Source organism: Tritonibacter horizontis, assembly GCF_001518015.1.
GTDB lineage: Bacteria > Pseudomonadota > Alphaproteobacteria > Rhodobacterales > Rhodobacteraceae > Epibacterium > Epibacterium horizontis.
The window spans coordinates 1-22,619 of sequence record NZ_LPUY01000027.1; the positions used below are offsets into that span (position 1 = coordinate 1).

Genomic DNA, 22,619 nt, shown 5'->3' on the forward strand with positions numbered 1-22,619 from the left:
GCGCCGGTCGCATTGGGCAAAGCCCAATGCGAAACACCTCTGCTCTTCCTGTGGTCATCCACGCCCGCCGGCCCGGGGGTCGGCGCCGTCGCCCCCGACCCCCGGGCCGCGCGGCTTATTGCAGATCGCCAAAGGCTTCTGTCAGGCGGGCACAGGCTTCTTCGACCCGCGATCTCTGGGTGCCAAGGTTGAACCGCAAGAAGCTCTCGCCCCCAGTCCCAAAGGTGGTTCCATGGTTGGCCGCGATCCGGGCGCCCTGTTCCACCCGTCTGGTGAATTCCGCCCGGTCCATGCCGGTTCCGGAAAAATCGACCCAGGCCAGATAGGTCGCCTGAAGACCCATCGAGCGCAGACCGGGGATCGCATTTACCGCCGCGTCAAAGATCTGCCGGTTGCCGTCGATATAGGGAACCAGGGCATCGACATAGGCGGCGCCATCCGGCGAATAGGCCGCGATGGTCGCCACCTCGCCCGCCGTGTTGCCCTGCAGATAGATCGCCTGCATGCGGCGGCGGAACTGTTCGCGAAGTGCCGCATCCGGGATCGTCACCTGGCCTGTGTGCAGCCCGGCGAAGTTAAAGGTCTTTGACGGCGCAGTCAGCATGATCAACCGCTCGCTGACCTCGGGCACCGCAACCGGCATCGGCAGGTGTTTTGCGTCGCCGAAAACCAGATCATGGTGGATTTCGTCCGAAATCAGCAGCAGGTCATGGCGTTTGCAGAAATCCGCCACGCCTTGCAATTCGGCCTGGGTCCAGACGCGGCCGCCCGGATTATGCGGCGAACACAGGATCACCATCCGCTCCGTGCCGGTCATCTGGGCGTCATAGGCGGCGAAATCCATCCGGTAGGCACCGTCTTCCTGCACCATCGGGCATTCCACCACCGCGCGCCCGGCAAGGCGAATCACCTTGGCAAAGGCATGGTACACCGGGGTGAACAGGACGATGCCGTCCCCGGCCTGGGTAAAGGCGTCCAGACACATGCCGACGCCATTCACCAGGCCGGTCGTGGTGAAAATCGCATCGGCATCGACGCGCCAGCCATGGCGGTTTTCCATCCACCACTGGATGGCGCCCTTATACTCGGACTCGCGGTTCACATAGCCGTGGATGCCATGATCGACCATCTCGCGCAGCCGGTCGGTCACCACATCCGGCACGGCAAAATCCATATCGGCGACCCACATCGCCAGCCCATCCTCGGGCGATACCCCGTAGAGGGGCTCCATCATGTCCCATTTTGCGCAATGGGTGCCGCGGCGGTCGATGATCGTGTCGAAATCCATGACGTTCTTTCTGTGACGTTTTTTTCAGACGCTAGCCAACTGAGCGCGCGGCGCAAGTCCTGCCAATGTGATGGTACAAACACAGGCGGGAACAGGACCCGACGCGCCCCTGCGCAAGAGGCGTTGCGGCGATTGTGGGTTTGGCCTAAATGCGGGGCATGAAACGCACGATCCTGATCCACCCCGACCCGCGTCTGAAGAAGACGGCCGTTGCCGTGCCGGACCTTTCTGATGACTTGCGCCAATTGGCCGACGACATGTTGGAAACCATGTATACCGCGCCGGGCATCGGTCTGGCGGCACCGCAGATCGGTGTGTTGGAGCGCCTGATCGTGCTGGATTGCGTCAAGGAAGAAGACGGCGCGCCGCGCCCGTTGGCGATGTTCAACCCGCGCATCCTGGCCGCATCCGAGGAAAACAACGTCTACGAAGAGGGCTGCCTGTCGATCCCGGAACAATATGCCGAGGTCACCCGCCCCAAAGTGGTGGATGTGGAATGGCTTGACCGCGATGGCAACCTGCAGACCGAAACCTTTGATGGGCTCTGGGCGACCTGTGTCCAGCACGAGATCGACCATCTGGATGGCAAACTGTTCATCGACTATCTGAAACCGCTGAAGCGTCAGATGATCACCCGCAAGATGCAAAAGCTCAAGCGCGAGATCGCGCGCGGCAACGCATGAGCCTGCGGCCCATCGTCACCTGGCCGGATGCTCGCCTGAGCACGGTCTGCACGGCGGTGGACCCGGCCGAGGATCTCTCGGATCTGATCGCCGATATGCTGGAGACCATGTATGACGCCCCCGGTCGCGGTCTTGCAGCGCCGCAGGTCGGCGTTCTGAAACGCCTCTTTGTGATGGATGTCGCCTGGAAGGACGGTCCGGCCGCGCCGGTTGTGATGATCAATCCCGACATCCTCTGGCACAGCGACGATCTTGTCGCCGCGCAGGAGGGGTGCCTGTCGATCCCCGGCGTCTCGACCGAGGTCTATCGCCCGACCGAAGTCCGCCTGCGCTGGCAGGATGCGGGCGGGGCCTGGCACGAGGACCAGTTCGACGGGTTCGCCGCCCGCTGCATCCAGCACGAATATGATCACCTGGAAGGCCGTGTCACCTTTGACCACCTCGCGCCAGAGGCGCGTCAGGCCGCCGAAGATCGCTACCACACCCAAAAGGATGCACCCCGATGACCATTCGCCGCTGCCTGCCCTGGCCTGACAAACGCCTGCGCGCCACAGCGCAGGAGGTGAGCGAAATCACCGACGAGATCCGCGCCCATTGGCAGGATATGATCGACACGATGGAGGCAATGCCCGGTGTGGGGCTCGCGGCCCCTCAGATCGGGGTGATGCTGCGCCTTGCAGTGGTCGATGGATCCAGCGAACGCGGCCGTGCCGTGCGGCTCGCGAACCCGGAAATCCTGCACGCCTCGATCGAGCTGCGCGAACACGAAGAAGCCAGCCCGAACCTGCCCGGCGTCTCTGCCAGGATCAAACGCCCGCGCGCCGTCACCGTGCGCTTTCTCAATCAGGACGGGGTGGTGGATCGGCGCGATTTCGTCGGTATCGAGGCGACATCCGTTCAGCATCAGATCGACCACCTGAATGGCAAGCTGTACTTTGATCATCTGTCGCGGATAAAGCGCGACATGCTGATCAAGAAGGCCCGCAAACTGCAGGGCTGAGCACGCCACCCGCGTTGTTCAAATCCCCCCCCGGAGATCTACCCCGCCCCGCCTCGCCGTTTCCTGACAGGGCTGGTTTGGAATGGACAGGGCACCACCGCGCCGCGATCCGACTATGCCTCGCGACTGCGCACTGGCCTTGGCTGCGTCCCGGACTTGCCTGCGCACTGGCCCTGCGCCCGCGCCTGCGCTAAGTCTGTGCAAATCAGGGGTTGATACAGAAAGACAGCAGGATGCGGGTTATCTTTATGGGAACGCCGGAGTTTTCGGTGCCGGTGCTGGAGGCATTGGTGGCCGCGGGCCATGACATCGCCGCGGTCTATTGTCAGCCTCCCCGTCCTGCCGGGCGCGGCAAAAAAGACCGTCCAACGCCGGTCGAGGCCCGCGCGCGTGACCTGGGACTGATGGTGCGCCACCCGGTTTCGCTCAAGGGGGCCGAAGAGCAGGCTGCCTTTGCCGCGCTAAAGGCGGATATCGCGGTGGTGGTCGCCTATGGTCTGATCCTGCCGCAGGTGATCCTTGATGCGCCCCGTCAGGGCTGTCTCAATATTCACGCCAGCCTGCTGCCGCGCTGGCGCGGGGCGGCACCGATCCATCGCGCCATCATGGCGGGCGATACTGAGACCGGCATCTGCATCATGCAGATGGAGGCGGGGTTGGATACCGGGCCTGTTCTGCTGCGCGCAACCACCGCGATCGACGCCGGGGAAACCACCGCCACCTTGCACGACCGCCTGTCGCAGATCGGGGCGGATCTGATCGTCGAGGCGCTCAGCCACCTGTCGGAGCTTAGCCCCGAGCCGCAGCCGCAGGCGGGTGTCACCTATGCCAGCAAGATCGATAAGGCCGAGGCCCGCATCGACTGGACGGCCCCCGCAGCGGTCGTGGACCGTCAAATTCGCGCCCTGTCGCCCTTTCCGGGTGCCTGGTGCGAGATCGACGGCCAGCGGATCAAGGTTCTCGGGTCTGGGCTGGCTGATAGGCTGGCAGACGGGCCGACGGAGGGGCAGGGGGCGCCGGGGACGGTCCTTGACGACGCCCTGACCGTTGCCTGTGGAACCGGGGCAGTGTCGCTGTTGCGGCTCCAGCGGGCGGGCAAGGGCGCACAGGACCGCGAGACCTTCCTGCGCGGTTTTCCAGTCGCAGCGGGCACAAAACTGGCCCAATCCGAGCCCGCGCAATGATGCTGGCGCTGTTTGGCACCGTGGTGATTGCGGGCATCGTCGGATATCTGGCAGAGCGCAGTGGCTTTACCCACAATGGGGTGGTTCAGTCGATCATCATCTGCATCGGCGGTGCCTTTCTGTTTTTCTTTCTGCGACTGATGTTCGGCATCGGGTTCCATGCACCGGGCTGGAATGCAATCCTGTCGTCGATTGGGGCGCTGATCATCGTGCCGTTTCATTGGCGGCGCTGAGGGGCGCCAGAGTCCAGATACGACCGGAAGAGAGGGTTTGAGATGCCGATTGTCTTTCTGATCATAGTCGGCGCAGCAGCCGGGTTCATCGCGACTCGGATCATGCGTATAGAGACAGATGTGCCCACCACCATCGCCATCGGGATCGCCGGAGCCGTTGTTGGCGGGCTGGTCCTGCGGGCCCTGCTGGCGGTCATGGGGATGATGGCCGGGCTGGTGGGGGCCATCCTCGGGGCCTTGGCGCTGATCTATCTCTGGCAAAAGATCAGCAACAAGTAGGTATGTCCGACAGCTGCCCGCCAGGGAGGTGTTTCGTTTCGGGCATAGCCCGAAACGACCCGCGGAGCCGTGGTTGGCGGGCTGGTCCTGCGGGCCCTGCTGGCGGTCATGGCGATGACGGGGCGGGCTGGCCTCAGTTTCGGCGCTGCGGAGGGCGGTACTATGGGCCGCGCGATATGGGCGGATGCCGCAACCGCTAGCTGCGGGGCGGACGGCCCTTGTAGATCGGCAAGTGCCAGCCAAAAATCAAAGAACCGGCCCGCGTGACCCAGGTCATTGCGGCGCAGCTGACAAGCGCTGTGGCAGGCGTCGATCCCAGCCACAACAGGACCACGGCAACGGTCGCGCCCGCCAGCGCGCAGGAGATGTAAAGCTCGCCCTGTTTCAGAACCAGAGGCACCTCGTTACAAACCACATCGCGCATCAGACCGCCGAGACTGCCTGTTGCCATGCCCATCAGCACCACAATCACCGGGCCGTGCCCCAGCTCCATCGCCACCCCCGTGCCCGCAGGAACCGCGATGGCGAGCGCAAAACTGTCGAGCCAGATCACCCAGCGTAGCCGGCTTTCCACAAGATGCGCCGTGAAAAACACCGTGGCCGCGACGCCGCTGGCCAGCAGGATCGGCACCGGGTCCCCGACCCAGAACACCGGATTTCGGTCCAGCAGCACATCGCGCACCGTGCCCCCGCCGACCGCCGTCAGGCAGGCGATAAAGGCAAAGCCGATGATGTCCAGCTGGGCCCGACTGGCGACCATCGCCCCCGAGGCGGCAAAGACAAGGACGGAGGCATAGTCCAGCAGCGTCAGAAAACTCATGTGGGCTCTCCCTTGCCACTCGCTTGCCATGTGCGGGCCAATGCGATGAGCGACGCAGAGGCCATGTTCTGCCCCGCCCTATGTCGCTGTTGAGGCCGGCCTGCGCTCAGGCTCAGCCGCCTTTCTTGAACGGTGCCATGCCGGCGCGGGCCAGCTCGTCGGCGCGTTCGTTTTCCGGATGGCCGGCATGTCCCTTGACCCATTCCCATGTCACGTCATGGCGCGCCTGGGCGGCATCCAGACGCTGCCACAGCTCGACGTTCTTCACCGGTTTTTTGGCGGCGGTCTTCCAGCCGTTGCGCTTCCAGCCGAAAATCCAGCCGGTGACGCCGTTCTTGACGTAGGCGGAATCGGTCACCACCGTGATCTTGGAGGGCCGGGCCAGGCTCTCCAGCGCGTGGATCGCCGCCAGCAGCTCCATGCGGTTGTTGGTGGTGTCTTTCTCTCCGCCCTGCAATTCGCGTTCCTTGACGATGGCGTCTCCGTCCATCGCCCGCAAAAGGGCGCCCCAGCCGCCAGGGCCAGGATTTCCGGAGCAGGCTCCGTCGGTATAGGCAAATAATTCAGGCATGTGCGGTCAGTACGACAAAGGTCTCGTCGGCGCCAGCCAATCCTTTGCCGTTTCCGCGTCTTGCGCTCAGGACCGTAAACCCCAGCACGCCAAGCAGGGCGGTCAGCTCTTCCTCGCTGTAATAGGCATAAAACCGGCCCAGCTCGTCCCGGCGCTCGCCTTCGCCCAGCTTCATGCCAAGGCTCAGCTGTCCGCCCGGCACCAGGGCCCGACGCAGGCGCAGCAGATGGCTGGGGAAATCGTCGCGGGGGGCGTGCAGCAGGCTGAAAAAGGCCCAGATGCCGTCAAACAGGGCTTCGGATTCGATGTCTTCGAATTCCGCGACGCTGACATCAATCCCAAAGGTGTCTTTTGCATAGGCGGCCATTTCGGGCGAGGCATCGACCGCCGCCACCCGGTAGCCGTCGTCGCGGAACCGGGCGGCCCAATGGCCGGGACCGCAGCCCAGATCCAGCACGGTACCGCCGTCGGGAAGCCCCGCGACAAAGGCCGCATAGTCGGGCTCGTGAAACGTGTCTTTCGCCCTGGCAAAGCCTTTGCCGTACTCTTCTGCCGCCTTGGCGTAGGCGGCCATGGTTTCGTCATCACTCACAGGACCACTCCCATAGATAGAGGCAGGACCACAGGGCGCAGGGGCATCGCGCGGGGCGCGCGCCGCCGACCGGGCCCGGGCGCCAGCTGGTCGATCACGCCCGTTGCGGGCGCAAGAACGGCAATACAGGCGGTGACGAGAAAATTGAGGGACATCAAAAGTCCAGATCCTTGTCGCGCGCGAAAACGGGAAAACAAAACAACTCAGTCGTTGCCCCAAGGTACCGGTGCCGGCGCGGATGGCAAGCCCCTGAACCCGCGCCGGGCCGCCGCCCGCGACGGTCAGGCGCTGCGCAAGACCCGCGGCACCTTGAATTCGACCTTTTCGATGGCGGTTTCCACCAGTTCGACGGTGACGTCGTACCGGGCGCGAAAGGCGTCGATGACCTCGTTCACCAGCAGTTCCGGCGCCGAGGCCCCGGCGGTGATCGCAATCGACCGGATCCCGTCCAATGCGCGCCAGTCGATATTCTCGGCCCGCTGCACCAATTGGGCATATTGGCAGCCTGCCTTGGCGCCGACCTCGACCAGTCGGCGCGAGTTCGATGAATTGGGCGCCCCGACGACCAGCAGCGCGTCGGACTTCGGCGCCACCGCCTTCACCGCTTCCTGGCGATTGGTGGTGGCATAGCAGATGTCTTCTTTGTGGGGGCCGATGATGGCCGGGAACCGATCCTGCAGCGCCGCCACGATGTCCCTGGTGTCATCCACCGACAGGGTGGTCTGGGTCACAAAGGCAAGCCGCTCTGGATCGCGCACTGTCACCTCGGCCACATCCGCGACGGTTTCCACCAGCAAGACCTCGCCCTCGGGCAGTTGGCCCATGGTGCCGACGGTCTCCGGGTGGCCCTTGTGGCCGATCATGATCATCTGCAACCCGGCCTCGGCATGGCGCTGGGCTTCGATATGCACCTTGGACACCAGCGGGCAGGTGGCATCGACATAGACCATCTGGCGCAGCGTGGCCGCCTCGGGGACCGATTTCGGCACCCCATGGGCGGAAAAGATCACTGGCCGGTCGTCCGGGCATTCCTCCAGCTCTTCGACAAAGACCGCCCCTTTTTCGCGCAGCCCATCGACCACGAATTTGTTGTGCACGATCTCATGGCGCACGTAGACCGGCGCGCCCCATTTCTCCAGCGCCATTTCCACGATCTTGATCGCACGATCAACGCCGGCGCAGAACCCGCGCGGCGCAGCGAGATACAGGGTCAGGGCGGGTTTGGACGAAGTCATGCGTGGTGTTCCCCTTGTGGCGGAGGCGATGGTTCAGAGGTGGTCAGCCTCGACACAGAGGTAAGGCCTGCACCGACCGAGGTCCAGTGCTGCGGCCGTGTCAAAACCACCCTCAGCGGCGGCGGGCAAAATAAAACGCCCGGCAGTTGGCGTGCCGGGCGTTTGAACTGGAACGGACGGACCTGGCCCGACCGGTGTCAGTTGGCCGAAGAGACCGGGCGTGTCTCTGCCGGAACCTCGCGCGGCGGGCGGCCGATCACGTCTCGCAGCTCTTCCAGCTCGATGAAATTGTCGGCCTGTCGGCGCAACTCGTCGGAAATCATCGGCGGCTGGCTGCGAATGGTCGAGACGACGGAAACCCGCACGCCCTGACGCTGCAGGCTGGCGATCAGCGGGCGGAAGTCTCCATCGCCCGAAAACAGCACGATATGGTCGACACGTGGGGCCAGCTCCATGGCATCGACGGCAAGTTCGATGTCCATATTGCCCTTGACCTTACGGCGTCCCATGCTGTCGGTGTATTCTTTGGCGGGTTTGGTCACCATGGTGAACCCATTATAGTGAAGCCAATCCACAAGCGGGCGGATCGGGGAGTACTCGTCATTTTCCAGCAGCGCGGTATAGTAGAAAGCCCGAACAAGTTTTCCGCGACGCATAAATTCCTGTCGCAGAAGCTTGTAGTCGATGTCAAAACCCAATGCCTTCGCCGCAGCATATAAATTCGAGCCATCTATGAACAGCGCAAGCCGTTCGTCCTTGTAAAACATAAAATGTGTCCTTTTGGTGTCGCGGGTCCGGGTCGTCCGTGAGTGAGTAAAAAATTTCAGACCACGCGGGTGGACTTAAAATAGAATATTTGGCAGGTCCCGCAAGGGCGCGATGGTATAGAACTGGGGTCAAATGTGACCGAAAATCGGTTATTTTTTCTTGTGGCGCTTGGCAGCAATCTGGAAAATGAAGGCACAACGCCACTTGGCACGGTGCAGAGCTGTCTTTCGGCGTTCCGCGACGAGGGTATTTCCGTCACGTCAGTCTCGCGGTTTTACACCACGCCCTGTTTTCCGGCCGGGGCCGGTCCCGACTATGTGAACGCGGCCGTGGTGGTGCAGGCGGCGCTCACGCCACAGGAAGTTCTGACGCGTCTGCACCGGATCGAGGCCCGGTACCGGCGGACCCGGACCGAGCGGTGGGGCATGCGCACGCTGGATCTGGACCTGTTGGCGGCCGGGGAGGCGATCCTGCCAGACAGGGCCCTCTTCAACCACTGGCGCGCCCTGCCGCAGGACCAGCAACGCAGCGCCGCGCCGGATCAGCTGATCCTGCCGCATCCGCGACTGCAGGACCGCGCCTTTGTTCTGGTGCCGCTGGCCGATGTGGCGCCCGGTTGGGTGCATCCGGTTCTGGGGCGCAGCGTGGCCGAGATGCTGGCCGATTGTCCGCTTGCAGATCGGCAGGCGGTGGACCCGCTTTGACCGGAATTTGAGCGAATTCCTGCAATTGTGAATGTCCGACGCTTGTCAAGCCCTCAAAATTCTCATAGAAGCACGCCTTCTGGACCCAGAACTGTATTGGAGAGTCGCTTATGGCCCGTGTGACGGTCGAAGACTGCGTTGACAAGGTTCCCAACCGATTTGAACTGGTGATGCTTGCTGCCCATCGTGCGCGCGAGATCGCTTCTGGTGCCGCACTCACCGTGGACCGTGACAACGACAAGAACCCGGTTGTCTCCCTGCGCGAGATTGCCGAGGAAACGCAGAGCGCCGACGCCCTGCGCGAACGCCTGATCGAGAGCAATCAGACTCAGATCGAGGTCGACGAGCCGGAAGAAGATTCCATGGCCCTCCTGATGGGTGGCGAAGCGGACAAACCGCAAGACGACGACATGAGCGAAGAAAAGCTCCTGCGTGCGTTGATGGAGGCCCAGGGTCAGGGCTGATCCTGGTGTCCTGCAAGGAAAGGCTGCGGACCGGCGATGACATCTGCTGACGACCTGATCTCCCTGGTCCGCGACTACAACCCAAAGACAAACGTGCAACGCCTTCGCGACGCCTATACCTTTGGCGCGGCGATGCATGAGGGCCAGTTCCGGCATTCCGGAGAGCCCTATTTTTCGCATCCCGTCGCCGTCGCCGCGATCCTGACGGAACAGCGGCTGGATGATGCGACCATCATCACCGCGCTGCTGCACGACACCATCGAAGACACCAAAGCCTCTTACGAGGAGGTCGCCTCGCGCTTTGGCGACGAGGTGGCGATGCTGGTCGATGGCGTGACAAAGCTGACCAATCTGCAACTCTCCAGCCGCGAGACAAAACAGGCCGAGAACTTCCGCAAGCTGTTCATGGCAATGTCCAAGGACCTGCGGGTGATCCTGGTGAAGCTGGCCGACCGGCTGCACAACATGCGCACCATTCGCGCCATGCGGCCGGAAAAGCAGGCCCAGAAGGCGCGCGAAACCATGGATATCTATGCGCCGCTGGCGGGGCGCATGGGGATGCAGTGGATGCGCGAAGAGCTGGAAGACCTGGCCTTCAAGGTGCTGAACCCCGAGGGGCGCCAGTCGATCATTCGCCGTTTTGTCACGCTGCAACGTGAAACCGGGGACGTGATCCACCGGATCACCGGCGACATGCGGACAGAGCTGGACAAGGCCGGCATCGAGGCGGAGGTCTTTGGCCGCGCCAAGAAACCCTATTCGATCTGGCGCAAGATGCAGGAAAAGGATCAGGGTTTCTCGCGCCTCTCCGACATCTATGGCTTTCGCGTCATCACCCGCTCCGAAGAGGACTGTTACCGCACCCTAGGCACCATTCACCAGCGTTGGCGGGCGGTGCCGGGACGGTTCAAGGACTACATCAGCCAGCCGAAAACCAACGGGTACCGGTCGATCCACACCACAGTGTCAGGCCGCGATGGCAAGCGGGTGGAGGTGCAGATCCGCACCCGGCAGATGCATGATGTGGCCGAAAGCGGCGTGGCGGCGCATTGGTCCTATCGCGACGGGGTGCGCACCGAAAACCCCTTTGCGGTTGATCCGGCGAAATGGATCGCCTCGCTGACCGAACAGTTTGATGGCGAGGACGACCACGACGAATTCCTCGAAGCGGTCAAGCTGGAGATGTATTCGGACCAGGTGTTCTGCTTCACCCCCAAGGGGGATGTGATCAAGCTGCCAAAGGGCGCCACGCCGATCGATTTCGCTTATGCCATTCACACCCGCATCGGCCACGCCTGCGTCGGGGCCAAGGTGGACGGCATCCGGGTGCCGCTGTGGACCCGCCTGCGCAATGGCCAGTCGGTCGAGGTGATCACCGCCGAGGGCCAGACCCCACAGGTCAGCTGGCTGGAAATCGCCACCACCGGCAAGGCCCGCACCGCAATCCGCCGCGCCCTGCGCGAAGCAGACCGGGAACGGTTTGTGAAACTTGGCCACGAACTCGCCCGCTCTGCCTTTGAACATGTGCACAAGAAAGCCACTGACAAGGCGCTGGAAACCGCCGCCCGCGCCCTGCGGGTCAGCGACGTCACGGAACTTCTCGCCCGCCTTGGGGCGGCCGTGATCACCGCACATGATGTTGTGCAGGCGGTCTATCCGGAACTGACCGCAAAAGAGGGCGAAGAAGTCTCGCCGCGCCGCGCCGTCATCGGTCTGGAACCGGGGCAGAAATTCGAACGCGCCTCTTGCTGCGAACCGCTGCCGGGCGAGCGAATCATCGGCATCACCTCGCGCGGGCAGGGGGTGATCGTGCATGCCGCCGATTGTGACCGGCTGGGTGAATTCGAGGATCAGATGGATCGCTGGGTCGATGTCCATTGGCATTCCGGCACCCACCCGGCCGTCTACAGCACCACGCTGGAGCTGACCATTGGCAATGATGCGGGCGTATTGGGCAGAATCTGCACGCTGGTCGGTGAAAAAAAAGCCAACATTTCCAACCTTGAATTCGTTGACCGGAAACCTGACTTTTACCGCTTGATGATCAATGTGGAATTGCGTGATGTAGAACAGCTGCATTCGCTGATATTGACATTGGAGGCTGAAAGCGACGTCGCCGCCGTTGCGCGTTACCGGCAGAGGGCTGGACCGCACCCGCGCCCGGCCTAGGCTCTTCAGCAGGAAGAATAGGGACAATACCTTTGGTATTCAGGCGCCGAGACAGACGTCCGCCGCTCAGGGCGGTTGCGGAGTTTCTCTGGCCTCGTGGGGGCTGGGGCAGGGCGTTTCACTATGTCAAACACCGGATCCGGCGGCTGCCTGACCATCCCGAACGCATCGCACGGGGCATTGCGGTGGGGCTATTCACCACCTTTACCCCTTTCTACGGTATCCATTTTGTGGTCGCCGCCCTGCTGGCGCGCTGTGTGAACGGCAATCTTCTGGCGGCGCTCTCGGCGACGTTTTTTGGCAACCCGCTGACCTATGTGCCGATTGGTGTGATCGCTTTGCAGACCGGGCACTGGCTCCTGGGCAGCCAGCCGATGGCCGAGGTTGACGCGACCCTGACGGACAAGTTTCTCGCGGCGGGCTGGGATCTTTGGTACAACGTCTATGCCATTGCGACCGGGGCGGCGACCGACTGGACCGGGCTGGTGATCTTCTATCACGAGGTGTTCTACCCCTATCTGATCGGCGGGCTCATTCCGGGGCTCATCACTGGCGTTGTCGGCTATTTTCTGTCGGTGCCGGTCATCCACAGCTATCAGCAACGCCGCAGACGCAAGATCAAGGCAAAGTTCGAGGCGATCAAGAAACGCGCCGAACTGGAGGCGGTGAACAGCCCGCATGCGCCCCGTGGCACCAAACCACCCAACGCCTCGCCGCTGTCGGATGCGCAGCCGCGCCCGCCCAAGACATCGCGCCCCGACTGACCGTGCGCCGACTGACCGCGCACCGTCACCGCCGCCGCTTGGGGTGGGTCAGGCAAAAGGGAGGGCCGGTCGCGTGCGCGAAGAATTGTATCACTCGCGGTCTTGTCGCTTGCCACCGCCACGGTGGGGACTAGGCTCTGCGCCAACAGCGACCCTCAGGACACAGACAAAGAGCCATACTCATGCCCGATCTTCCGCCCAAATCCGACCTGCGCCTTGGCGTCAATATTGACCACGTGGCCACGGTGCGCAATGCGCGCGGCGGCGCCTATCCGGATCCGATCCGCGCCGCGAAACTGGCCGAAGAGGCCGGGGCCGATGGCATCACCGCCCATCTGCGCGAAGACCGCCGCCATATCACCGACGCCGATATCGACGGGCTGATGGCGGCGCTGTCCGTGCCGCTGAATTTTGAAATGGCCGCCACCGACGAGATGCAGGCGATTGCCCTGCGCCACAAGCCGCATGCGGTCTGTATCGTGCCGGAAAAGCGCGAGGAACGCACCACCGAAGGCGGACTGGAGGTGGCGCGCGACGCCAACCGGCTGTCGCATTTCATTGCGCCGCTGCGAGCGGCGGGCTGCCGGGTGTCGATCTTTATCGCCGCGGACAAGGCCCAGATCGAAGCGGCCCACCGGATCGGGGCTGAGGTCATCGAACTGCACACCGGCGCCTATTGCGACCACCACGCGGCGGGTGATTTTGCCGCCCGTGACGCCGAATTGGCGGCGCTGCAGGATATGGCGCGCTTTGCCCATGAGCTGGGGCTGGAGGTGCATGCCGGGCACGGGCTGACCTATGACACGGTGGGGCCAATTGCCGCCATCCCGGAGCTGAAGGAGCTGAATATCGGCCATTTCCTGATTGGCGAGGCGGTGTTTCGCGGCCTCACCCCAGCGGTGCAGGAAATGCGTCGTCTGATGGATCTTGCCCGCACCGGAGCCGCGACATGAATCTGCGCCGTTTCTCGCTGGTCTATCTCGCTACGATGCTGGGGCTCATGATGATCGTCGTATTGGTCCAGGCGGTCGGGAATTTCAATGTTGCCAATGCCGGGATGGCCATTATCCCCGCCATGGTGGCCGGACTGGTCGAAGGGCAGCGCTTTGCCGGGGTTGAAAAACGCCTGCCAGAGTCCTCGCAGATCTGGCGCTTTGCATGTCGGGCGGCGGTGATCATCCTGGGACTGACGATGATCTCGGTCTCGATTTTCAGCGTCGCCGCGCCGCAGATCAAGCTGATGCTCTCCCACACCCAGGGCGCGTTGCTGCTGCTGGCCGCGATCCTGTTCCAGACGGCGGTTTCCTTTCTGCTGGTGCGCTATTTCGTCGCGTTGGGCGCCAAATCCGCGTTGCGGGCGCAGGCCGATCTGGCAGCCAAAACGCGCAAAGGAGGGCGGGGCTGACAGGCCCCGCATCGCGCATATGATCCTCGGCATCGGCACCGATCTGGCCAATATCGACCGCATCCAGGGCACATTGGACCGTTTTGGCGATCGGTTCCGCAACCGGGTATTCACGGCAGTGGAACAGGCCAAATCCGAACGCCGCCGCGATGTGGCCGGTACCTATGCCAAACGCTGGGCCGCCAAGGAGGCCTGCTCCAAGGCGCTCGGCACCGGTCTGCGGATGGGCATCGCCTGGAAGGACATGGCAGTGTCCAACCTGCGCAGCGGCCAGCCCGTGATGCATGTGACCGGCTGGGCGGCAGAGCGTCTCGCCGAGATGACCCCGCCGGGACATGAGGCGATCATCCATGTCACCCTGACCGACGACCACCCCTGGGCGCAGGCCTTTGTCCTGATCGAAGCCCGCCCGATCTCCGCCGTGCCCCTGTCTCCCGCTGTGTCTCCCGCTGTTCCGGACTGAGGCCACGCTCCCCCGAGCGCGCTCGGGGCGATCTGCGGCAGAAGACCCACACCCGGGCGGAACCGATGCCACGACAGAGGGCGCGCGTTCGGGGACGGCTTGACTTGCCGCCTGCGCGCCCGCATGTACGCCCGGACCTGTCCCCAATTGACCGGAGAGCCTGATGGCGTCGAAAACCACTACCGGCAGTTCAATCGTCGAGACGATCAAGACCATCGTCTACGCGCTGCTGATCGCCGGTGTCTTCCGCACCCTGTTCTTTCAACCCTTCTGGATCCCGTCCGGTTCGATGAAGGAAACGCTGCTGGTTGGCGATTTTCTCTTCGTGAACAAGATGGTCTATGGCTACTCCTATGCCTCTTGCCCCTCAATCCGCCTCGGACTGATTGGTCTCAACATCGATGCCGAGGATCTCTGTGGCGTCGTGGATGGCGACAATACCCGCTTTCTCGGCAGCCTGCCGGAACGCGGCGACGTCGTGGTGTTTCGCCACCCTGTGACGGGCACGGATTATATCAAGCGTCTGGTTGGCCTGCCCGGAGACAAGCTGCAGATGAAAGACGGCGTTCTCAACATCAACGGCACCGCAGTGGGCCTGATGGATGACGGCGAATTCACCGAAGCGATGGAGCGTCAGGGCCCGCAGGGCAACTTCCCGCGGTGCGAGAACAACCCGGTTGGCCAGGGCGGCCTGTGCAAAAAGTCGCGCCAGATCGAAACCCTGCCGGGCGGCACCTCGCATGCCATCCTCAACATCGGCAACCAGGGCAGCGACAACACCGGCGTCTACCATGTGCCCGAGGGACATTTCTTCTTCATGGGCGACAACCGCGACAATTCGGCCGATAGCCGGGTGCCACAGCAGGTCGGTGGCGTCGGCTATGTGCCCCTGGAAAACCTGATCGGGCGGGCCGACCGGATCATGTTCTCTTCTGCGGGCCGGTCCATGCTGTTCTTCTGGACCTGGCGCGGCGACCGTTTCTTCAAGGCGGTGCACTAGGCCGGTTTCGACAGATGCCCGACCTCAGCGTCTGGTCGGCCTTCGCCGCAAAACAGGGCCGCAGCCAATCGCTGCGGCCCTGTTGCCCTTCGCCAATGGGGGCGACATGCGGCTTTGTTGTCCGGGGTCGGCGTGATAGCAAAGAATGGCCGACCAGACGCGCAGGACCGGCACCATTGCCCGGCTGACCGCAAAAACAACGGTGAACGCCGTGCGGGTTCTTTCCTCTGCTGCGTGGCTGGGATATGAGACGGCTCCGACAGGCCTCTGACCGCCGCTTTTTCAAGGATCACACGTGAAGCTTTCCAGGGATCTCCTCGCCTTTCAGGACCGGCTCGGCCACGCGTTCGCCGCGCCCGAGCTGCTGATCCGGGCGCTGACCCACCCTTCGGTCTCCTCGCCGAGTCGTCAGGACAATCAGCGGCTGGAATTCCTGGGCGACCGGGTGCTGGGGCTGGTGATGGCGACGGCCTTGCTGGACACCGACCGAACCGCCACCGAAGGCCAGCTGGCGCCGCGCTTCAACGCGCTTGTGCGCAAGGAAACCTGCGCCGACGTCGCCCGCGAGATCGACCTGGGGTCGGTGCTGAAACTGGGCCGCTCCGAAATGATGTCCGGCGGACGCCGCAAACAGGCGCTGCTGGGCGACGCGATGGAGGCGGTGATTGCCGCCATCTACAAGGATGCCGATTTCGAGGCCGCCCAGGCCGTGATCCTGCGGCTCTGGGGCACGCGGATCGGCACCGTCGAAGAAGATGCGCGCGACCCCAAGACGGCGCTTCAGGAATATGTCCAGGCCCGTCGCCAGCCGCCGCCCGACTATGTGCAGATCGCCCGCACGGGCCCCGACCACGAACCCGTATTCACCATCGCCGCCCGGCTTGAGGACGGCACCGAGGAACAGGCCACCGCCGGATCGAAACGGCTGGCGGAACAGGCGGCGGCCAAGGCGCTTCTCGCCAAGCTGGAGCAACAGTCATGAGTACACGCGCGGGTTTCATCGCCCTGATCGGCGAACCAAACGCCGGAAAATCCACCCTTCTCAACCGGATGGTGGGGGCCAAGGTCTCCATCGTGACACATAAGGTGCAGACCACCCGCACCCGCATCCGCGGCGTCGCCATGGAAGGCGACAGCCAGTTGGTCTTTGTCGACACGCCCGGCCTGTTCCAGCCCCGCCGCCGTCTCGACCGGGCGATGGTCGCCGCCGCCTGGGGCGGCGCGGCCGACGCCGATGTGGTGATCCTGCTGGTCGAGGCCCACCGGGGCATCACCGAAGGGGTCGAACGCATCCTCGACGGCCTGCAGGAGGTGGCTCAGGGCCGCCGCGTCGCCCTCGCCGTCAACAAGATCGACAAAGTGCAATCCGACGCGCTGCTGGGTCTGACCCGCGATCTCAACGACCGCTTCCCCTTTGCCGAGACCTATATGATCTCCGCCGAAAAAGGCTATGGTGTGGACGATCTGCGCCAATGGCTGGCAGGCGAAGTCCCCGAAGGCCCCTGGCTTTATCCCGAGGACCAGATCGCCGATCTGCCCCTGCGCATGATTGCCGCAGAAACCACCCGCGAAAAACTGACCCTGCGCCTGCATCAGGAACTGCCTTACCAGCTGACGGTCGAAACCGAAAACTGGGAGGAGCGCAAGGACGGCTCCGCCAAGATCGACCAGATCATCTATGTGATCCGCGACGGCCACAAGGGCATTGTCCTCGGCAAGAAAGGCGAAACGATCAAGGCAGTCTCCCAGGCCGCCCGCGCCGATCTTGAGGCGTTTCTCGACCGCAAGATCCACCTCTTCCTGCAGGTCAAGGTCCGCCCCAACTGGCTGGAAGAATCCGAACGCTATTCCGAGATGGGGCTGGAGTTCAAAGACGGCAACTAGACGTCACCCAGGCCACAGCGCCCTCCGCGCCCCTTCATCTTTTTGAAAATACCTCCGCCGGAGGCTCCCACGGGGGGCCCCAGGCGCAGGGCGCTTGCCCCCCTTGCGCGCGGGTCGCATCTATCCCTTAATATCACCGCCGGTGGCCACTGTGGCCGCCGCCGATACCCGCCGTCGCCGCAGGAGCCCCGATGCCCCGTCTCACCGCCCGCTTCTGGGTCGATGCCTATCTGGCCCGGCTGCGGTTTCAGGACATTCCCGCCTTTGTCACCGCCCATGGCGACGACACCGCCGGGGCGGTACTGGTCAAGCTCAACACCCTCGACGGTCAGGCCCGCGCCTATCAGCGCAGCTTTGATCTGATGACCGGTGACCGGACCTGGGTCGAACTGCTGGCGGGTCCCGATGGCGCGGTCGAGGCCTCGATTGCCAGACAGCGCCAGTTCGACAGCGACCTCTGGGTGATCGAGGTCGAAGACCGCCAGGGGCGGCATCTGCTTGATGAGCCGGGACTGGACTAGACCATGGACTGGCGCGATCAGGGGATTTTGCTGACCGTGCGCCGCCACGGCGAAAGTTCGGCGCTGATTGATGTCTTTACCGAAGAACATGGCCGTCATGCCGGCCTCGTGCGGGGGGGCGGCAGCCGTCGCCTGGCGCCGGTGTTGCAACCGGGGGCGCAGCTGGATCTGTCCTGGTCGGCCCGGCTTGAGGACCACCTGGGCACCTACAAGGCGGAACCGCTGCGCAGCCGGGCGGCGGTGGCGCTCTCGGGGCGGCGGGCGCTGGCGGGGCTCAATGCGGTCTGCGCGCTGCTGGCCTTTGCCCTGCCGGACCGCGAACCCCACCCGGATCTCTACCGGCGCAGCGTGGCGCTGCTCGATCTGCTGGATCATGCGGATCTGTGGCCGCTCGGCTATCTCCACTGGGAACTGGCCCTGCTAGAGGCGCTGGGCTTCGGGCTGGACCTGTCGGCCTGCGCTGTCACCGGCACCACCGACGGGCTGATTTACGTGTCGCCGAAATCCGGCCGGGCGGTCTCTGCCCAGGGGGCGGGGGCCTGGGCAGACCGGATGCTCCCCCTGCCGCCGGTGATGCTGGGCGAGGGCACCGCGGAGGAGGCCGAGATCCTGACCGCGCTTGCCACCACCGGCTTCTTTCTCGAAACCAAGCTGGCTCCGGCGCTTGGCAACCGGCCGCTGCCGGAGGCGCGCGGGCGGTATCTCGATGTTTTGGCCCGACCGCGCTAGCGGGACCTGCGACATTCCGCCGGTCGCCCCGCTCGGCGCGATCCGCCCTGCAGCCCGTCATACGCGTGATACAGTCTCGCTGGATGAACACCCCTGGACGGAGGTGCGGGTCCATCTGCCCGGACCCCGGCCCATATGACCCAGCCAGTTGACAGCGAGGAGCGCGAGACCATGGTTGATAAATCTCTCATTGATCTTTCCTGGGACGACTTTGACGAACACCGGGACCCCCGCCCGGAGGGCACCCAGTTTGACGCGGTGGTCGACCGCGCCATCTCCCGGCGCGGGTTTCTGGGCGGCACGCTGGCGTTTGGCCCTGGCGCGGCGGTCTTTGGCAGCGGCCTGCTGTCTTCTTCCACGCTGGCCCGCGCCGCCGGGGCCTCCCGCTTCACATTCGCGCCGATTGGCATTGCCACCGATCACGAGGTGCATGTCCCCGCGGGCTTCCGGACCGAGGTGCTGGTGCGCTGGGGGGATCCGCTCTGGTCCGACGCAGAGGGGGCCTATTCCGCCGAGACCGGCGTCCCGGTCGAGATGTCGGACCGGGTGTTTGGCGAAAACACCGACGGCATGGCGCTGTTTGACATCGACGGGCACGAGGTCATCGCGGTGAATTCCGAATATGTGAACCCAAAGATCAACCTGCCGGTCGCCTCTGATGGCGTCCCGCAGAACGCCGACGAGGTGAGGCTGCTCAAGAACCTGCAGGGCGTGACGGTGATGGAAGTGGCAAAGGGCGCGGCAGGCTATGCCGTCGTCAAGGACAGCCCCTTCAACCGCCGCATCACCCATGACACCGAAATGACCCTGGCGGGACCTTTGGCCGGCCATGCGCTGGTCCGGACAAACGCCGATCCGGAGGGGCGGACCGTCAAGGGCACCATGAACAATTGCGGTTCGGGCCGCACCCTGTGGGGCACCTATCTGACCTGCGAAGAAAACTTCAACGGGTATTTCGGCGCCAGCGGCGAGATGCCGGCAGGCGAGGGCTACATCCGCTACGGGCTCGGAGGTCAGGGCCGCTATGCCTACGAGATCTACGATTCGCGCTTTGACATCTCGCAAGAGCCGAACGAGCCACATCGCCATGGCTTTGTCACCGAGATCGACCCGTCGGATCCCACCTCGACCCCGGTCAAACGCACGGCGCTGGGCCGGTTCAAACATGAAAACGCCGAAATGGTGCAGGCCTCGGACGGGCGCATTGTGGTCTATCTTGGCGATGATGAACGCGGCGAATACCTGTATCGCTATGTCTCCAACGGGGTTTACGTGGCGGGGGGCTCGCCAGAGGGGCTGCTGGATGACGGCACGCTCTCTGTTGCCCTGTTCAACGACGACCAGACCGGCGCGTGGTTGCCCCTGACCCCTGAAAGCACCGGTATGGAGGCAGCGGAGATCCTCTGCTTTACCCGGTTGGCGGCCTCGGCGGCGGGGGGCACCACCATGGACCGGCCGGAATGGGTGGCGTGCAATCCGCTGCGCCCCGAGGTCTATTGCGCGCTGACCAACAACAAGAACCGGGGCGTTGCCGCCAATGCCGGTGGCGATGATATGCCGGTCAACGGGCCAAACCCGCGTGAGACCAACACCTACGGTCAGATCGTGCGCTGGACCCCGGCCGGGGGCAACCATGCCGCCGACAGGTTCAACTGGGATCTTTATGTCATGGCGGGCAATCCGACGGTCTATGACAATGCCTATGGTGGTTCGGAAAACATCACCGCAGGCAATATGTTCAACTCGCCGGACGGGATGGCGTTTTCCTCGGACGGGATGCTTTGGATCCAGACCGATGGCGATGATGACAATGACGGCGATTTTGCCGGCATGGGCAACAACCAGATGCTGGTCGGCGATCCGGAAACCGGCGAGATTGCCCGGTTCATGACGGTCCCGAACGGGGCCGAGGTCACCGGCCTGTGCTGGTCGCTCGACAAGACCACCGCCTTTGTCGGGGTGCAGCATCCCGGCGGGGCCTGGCCGGATGGCACCGGCAGGCCCCGCTCGGCCATTGTGGCCGTGTGGCGGCAGGACGGTGCCGCCTTCGGCTGAGGCGCCTTGACGCTGGACCCGAGTAAAGGCCCCTTCCGAGCGGAAGGGGCCTTTTGCATGTCGGGCGGTTGACAGGGCCGTTGCCGTTGCCGTTGCAACGTGCGCCGGGTAAGGGAATTGTTGGGTTTATTTAATGAAATCAATGTGATAGGTCACATATATTGACCCATTGTTTCGCGCGCGAAACAATGGGTCAGGAACGCTGACCTTTTCCTGGGAACAGAACCTAGCGCGTCACCTGGCCGGAGATCATATCCCGCACCCGCAGGGCGTAGCGGTCGGTCATGCCGGAGACAAAATCCGTCAGCGCATGCGCCGCCGTATAGTCGTCTTCGACCCCGCGCAGATCCAGGTCCACCGCCCGTATCAATCGGGCGCGATACGCGTCCTCGTTCAGCAGGCGGTCGACGTTCCAACCGCAGGCCCGGAGCGCCAGGAACAGCGCGTGAAACTCGTCCAGGATGGTAAAGAGGACTTTGCGCCCGACGATCTCCAGCTCTGTCTTGCGCTGGGCGGTAAAGATGCGGGCGTTGGAGATGTCCTTCAGCCGGGCAAAGGCACCGGCCTTGGAGGAGACCTCCATTAGCCCATCGTCAAAGGTGCCGGCCATGATGGCGTCGTAATTGTCGAGAAAGGCCGCAACGGCGCTGTCGATGGCGCTGCCGATGGCCATGGCACGCAGCATGCCGGTGCGGTCCCGCAGGGTCATCTCCGGGTCGGGGGCGCGGTTGGGCTTGCCGGTGATGTCTTCGAGAAGGCCGGAGACGACGTCGCTGTCGAGATCGCCAACGGTAGCGGCATCCTCCAGGTCCAGTATGCGATAGCAGATGTCATCCGCGGCCTCGACCAGGAAGGCCAGCGGATGGCGCCGCCACCAGCGATGACCGGCGGGGGGGCGTTCCTCGGGCAGGCCAAGGGCCGTTGCTGCCTCTGCAAACAGGGCCTCCTCGCTGGCGAAGGTGCCGAATTTTTTCAACCCCACATAAGGGGTTGTGGCATCCGCCGCTGCGCGGGCGGTACAGGGGTATTTGGCAAAGGCGCCGAGCGTGGCATAGGACAGCCGCATGCCGCCCGCGCGCCGCGCCATCTCCAGCCGGGATACAATGCGCAGGCCCTGGGCGTTGCCTTCAAAGGCCTCGAACTCGGCACGGTGGGCGGTCGCGATACCTGCGGCCAGGCCGGCGCCCTGGCCATCGTTGGCGGCAAATTGCTGGGTGAACCAGGCGCCGATGCTGGCTTCGCCGGAGTGGCCAAAAGGCGGGTTGCCGATGTCATGCACCAGACAGGCCGCCTGCACCGTACCGGCCATGACATGCTGTTGCCCCTTGGCCAGTCGGCCATCCGCCACCAGCGCCTCGCCGACCTGAATGCCGAGGGAACGGCCGACCGAGGAGGTCTCCATCGAGTGGATCATCCGGTGGTGCACGTGATCGTGGTCATGCAGCGGGTGTACTTGAGTTTTCTGCGCCAGCCGGCGGAAGGGTTCTGAGAACAGGATGCGGTCGTAATCCTGCAGATAGGCCGGGCGGTTTGGCGCGTCCGCATAATCCGGACGGCACAGGCGCCTCGGGTCCAAGAGCTGTGTCCAATCCATCCTGTTCGTCTCCTGCGCCGCTGCGGTGTCGTGGCGGCATACAGACCGGTTTTAGCGGCGGAATGCAATCGCACGCGGACCGGAGTTTGCGGCGGGGCTGCACCGGAAGGCAGAAACGTGGCGTGAACCTCAACGGGCGACGGGGCGTGCTCCCGCCCCTTTGGAATGCGCTAAAGGCACATGTCAAAAGCGTTGGGCCGGGCGGGGGCCGCGC

26 protein-coding genes are annotated in these 22,619 nt (G+C 63.9%); 19 read left to right on the forward strand and 7 right to left on the reverse strand.

The window, feature by feature from the left end; all coding sequences use genetic code 11:
- Window positions 1-115: 115 nt before the first annotated feature.
- Complete coding sequence (locus TRIHO_RS04915; RefSeq protein WP_068240885.1) at window positions 116-1,288, reverse strand: MalY/PatB family protein; 1,173 nt, start codon at window positions 1,286-1,288, stop codon at window positions 116-118.
- A 158-nt stretch (window positions 1,289-1,446) separates the two neighbouring features.
- Here TRIHO_RS04915 and def (TRIHO_RS04920) point away from each other — a divergent pair, with 158 nt between their 5' ends.
- The 6 genes from def (TRIHO_RS04920) (at window position 1,447) to TRIHO_RS04945 (ending at window position 4,667) form a co-directional block, all read left to right on the forward strand.
- Window positions 1,447-1,971, forward strand: coding sequence for a peptide deformylase (gene def, locus TRIHO_RS04920; protein WP_068240887.1), 525 nt, complete (start codon window positions 1,447-1,449; stop codon window positions 1,969-1,971).
- Window positions 1,968-2,477, forward strand: coding sequence for a peptide deformylase (gene def, locus TRIHO_RS04925; protein ID WP_068240888.1), 510 nt, complete (start codon window positions 1,968-1,970; stop codon window positions 2,475-2,477). Before def (TRIHO_RS04920) ends, def (TRIHO_RS04925) begins: the two co-directional genes overlap by 4 nt.
- Complete coding sequence (gene def, locus TRIHO_RS04930; protein WP_068240891.1) at window positions 2,474-2,971, forward strand: peptide deformylase; 498 nt, start codon at window positions 2,474-2,476, stop codon at window positions 2,969-2,971. The genes def (TRIHO_RS04925) and def (TRIHO_RS04930) overlap by 4 nt, the downstream gene beginning before the upstream one ends.
- Before the next feature lie 233 nt (window positions 2,972-3,204).
- Window positions 3,205-4,155: a methionyl-tRNA formyltransferase gene (fmt, locus tag TRIHO_RS04935; protein WP_068240893.1), complete on the forward strand. Its 951-nt coding sequence runs from the start codon at window positions 3,205-3,207 to the stop codon at window positions 4,153-4,155.
- Complete coding sequence (locus TRIHO_RS04940) at window positions 4,152-4,388, forward strand: hypothetical protein (RefSeq protein ID WP_068240895.1); 237 nt, start codon at window positions 4,152-4,154, stop codon at window positions 4,386-4,388. Before fmt ends, TRIHO_RS04940 begins: the two co-directional genes overlap by 4 nt.
- Window positions 4,389-4,430: 42 nt before the next feature.
- Window positions 4,431-4,667, forward strand: coding sequence for a GlsB/YeaQ/YmgE family stress response membrane protein (locus TRIHO_RS04945; protein ID WP_068240897.1), 237 nt, complete (start codon window positions 4,431-4,433; stop codon window positions 4,665-4,667).
- 196 nt (window positions 4,668-4,863) lie between these two features.
- On the opposite strand, the gene TRIHO_RS04950 is transcribed toward TRIHO_RS04945, so the two are convergent.
- The 5 genes from TRIHO_RS04950 to TRIHO_RS04970 form a co-directional block, all read right to left on the reverse strand.
- A complete protein-coding gene (locus tag TRIHO_RS04950; protein WP_068240899.1) occupies window positions 4,864-5,487 on the reverse strand; it encodes a trimeric intracellular cation channel family protein in 624 nt (207 codons plus the stop codon).
- A 112-nt stretch (window positions 5,488-5,599) separates the two neighbouring features.
- Window positions 5,600-6,058: a ribonuclease HI gene (gene rnhA / locus TRIHO_RS04955; RefSeq protein WP_068240903.1), complete on the reverse strand. Its 459-nt coding sequence runs from the start codon at window positions 6,056-6,058 to the stop codon at window positions 5,600-5,602.
- Complete coding sequence (locus TRIHO_RS04960) at window positions 6,051-6,650, reverse strand: class I SAM-dependent methyltransferase (RefSeq protein ID WP_068240905.1); 600 nt, start codon at window positions 6,648-6,650, stop codon at window positions 6,051-6,053. Before TRIHO_RS04960 ends, rnhA begins: the two co-directional genes overlap by 8 nt.
- 281 nt (window positions 6,651-6,931) lie before the next feature.
- Window positions 6,932-7,885, reverse strand: a complete 954-nt coding sequence (gene ispH, locus TRIHO_RS04965) for a 4-hydroxy-3-methylbut-2-enyl diphosphate reductase (RefSeq protein ID WP_068240906.1) — start codon at window positions 7,883-7,885, stop codon at window positions 6,932-6,934.
- Window positions 7,886-8,082: 197 nt separating this feature from the next.
- Complete coding sequence (locus TRIHO_RS04970; protein ID WP_068240908.1) at window positions 8,083-8,652, reverse strand: LabA-like NYN domain-containing protein; 570 nt, start codon at window positions 8,650-8,652, stop codon at window positions 8,083-8,085.
- 135 nt (window positions 8,653-8,787) lie between these two features.
- Between TRIHO_RS04970 and folK the strand changes: the two genes are divergently transcribed.
- The 13 genes from folK (at window position 8,788) to TRIHO_RS05035 (ending at window position 20,811) form a co-directional block, all read left to right on the forward strand.
- The gene (folK, locus tag TRIHO_RS04975; RefSeq protein ID WP_232367718.1) at window positions 8,788-9,357 is read left to right on the forward strand and encodes a 2-amino-4-hydroxy-6-hydroxymethyldihydropteridine diphosphokinase; all 570 of its coding nucleotides are present in this window, start codon (window positions 8,788-8,790) and stop codon (window positions 9,355-9,357) included.
- Between the two features lie 110 nt (window positions 9,358-9,467).
- Entirely contained in the window at window positions 9,468-9,821 is a 354-nt protein-coding gene (gene rpoZ, locus TRIHO_RS04980; RefSeq protein WP_068240912.1) for a DNA-directed RNA polymerase subunit omega, read from the forward strand.
- 36 nt (window positions 9,822-9,857) lie between these two features.
- Window positions 9,858-11,990 (forward strand): RelA/SpoT family protein, encoded by a 2,133-nt coding sequence (locus tag TRIHO_RS04985; RefSeq protein WP_068240914.1) that lies wholly within the window; start codon window positions 9,858-9,860, stop codon window positions 11,988-11,990.
- A 32-nt stretch (window positions 11,991-12,022) separates the two neighbouring features.
- A complete protein-coding gene (locus TRIHO_RS04990) occupies window positions 12,023-12,754 on the forward strand; it encodes a DUF2062 domain-containing protein (RefSeq protein WP_068240915.1) in 732 nt (243 codons plus the stop codon).
- 182 nt (window positions 12,755-12,936) lie between these two features.
- Entirely contained in the window at window positions 12,937-13,707 is a 771-nt protein-coding gene (locus tag TRIHO_RS04995; RefSeq protein WP_068240917.1) for a pyridoxine 5'-phosphate synthase, read from the forward strand.
- The gene (locus TRIHO_RS05000; RefSeq protein ID WP_068240919.1) at window positions 13,704-14,159 is read left to right on the forward strand and encodes an ABZJ_00895 family protein; all 456 of its coding nucleotides are present in this window, start codon (window positions 13,704-13,706) and stop codon (window positions 14,157-14,159) included. The genes TRIHO_RS04995 and TRIHO_RS05000 overlap by 4 nt, the downstream gene beginning before the upstream one ends.
- 19 nt (window positions 14,160-14,178) lie before the next feature.
- On the forward strand, window positions 14,179-14,622 hold the full coding sequence (gene acpS, locus TRIHO_RS05005) for a holo-ACP synthase (protein WP_068240924.1): 444 nt from the start codon (window positions 14,179-14,181) through the stop codon (window positions 14,620-14,622).
- Window positions 14,623-14,785: 163 nt separating this feature from the next.
- Window positions 14,786-15,622, forward strand: coding sequence for a signal peptidase I (gene lepB, locus TRIHO_RS05010; RefSeq protein WP_068240926.1), 837 nt, complete (start codon window positions 14,786-14,788; stop codon window positions 15,620-15,622).
- A gap of 295 nt (window positions 15,623-15,917) precedes the next feature.
- Window positions 15,918-16,604 (forward strand): ribonuclease III, encoded by a 687-nt coding sequence (rnc, locus tag TRIHO_RS05015; protein ID WP_068240927.1) that lies wholly within the window; start codon window positions 15,918-15,920, stop codon window positions 16,602-16,604.
- Window positions 16,601-17,506, forward strand: a complete 906-nt coding sequence (era, locus tag TRIHO_RS05020) for a GTPase Era (protein ID WP_068240928.1) — start codon at window positions 16,601-16,603, stop codon at window positions 17,504-17,506. The genes rnc and era overlap by 4 nt, the downstream gene beginning before the upstream one ends.
- Window positions 17,507-17,697: 191 nt before the next feature.
- Complete coding sequence (locus TRIHO_RS05025) at window positions 17,698-18,027, forward strand: DUF1491 family protein (protein WP_068240929.1); 330 nt, start codon at window positions 17,698-17,700, stop codon at window positions 18,025-18,027.
- Window positions 18,028-18,030: 3 nt separating this feature from the next.
- On the forward strand, window positions 18,031-18,756 hold the full coding sequence (recO, locus tag TRIHO_RS05030) for a DNA repair protein RecO (RefSeq protein WP_068240931.1): 726 nt from the start codon (window positions 18,031-18,033) through the stop codon (window positions 18,754-18,756).
- A 171-nt stretch (window positions 18,757-18,927) separates the two neighbouring features.
- On the forward strand, window positions 18,928-20,811 hold the full coding sequence (locus TRIHO_RS05035) for a PhoX family protein (RefSeq protein WP_068240934.1): 1,884 nt from the start codon (window positions 18,928-18,930) through the stop codon (window positions 20,809-20,811).
- 226 nt (window positions 20,812-21,037) lie between these two features.
- Here the strand turns inward: TRIHO_RS05035 and dgt are convergent, their stop codons facing one another.
- Window positions 21,038-22,405 (reverse strand): dGTP triphosphohydrolase, encoded by a 1,368-nt coding sequence (gene dgt / locus TRIHO_RS05040; RefSeq protein ID WP_068240932.1) that lies wholly within the window; start codon window positions 22,403-22,405, stop codon window positions 21,038-21,040.
- Between the last annotated feature and the right edge of the window lie 214 nt (window positions 22,406-22,619).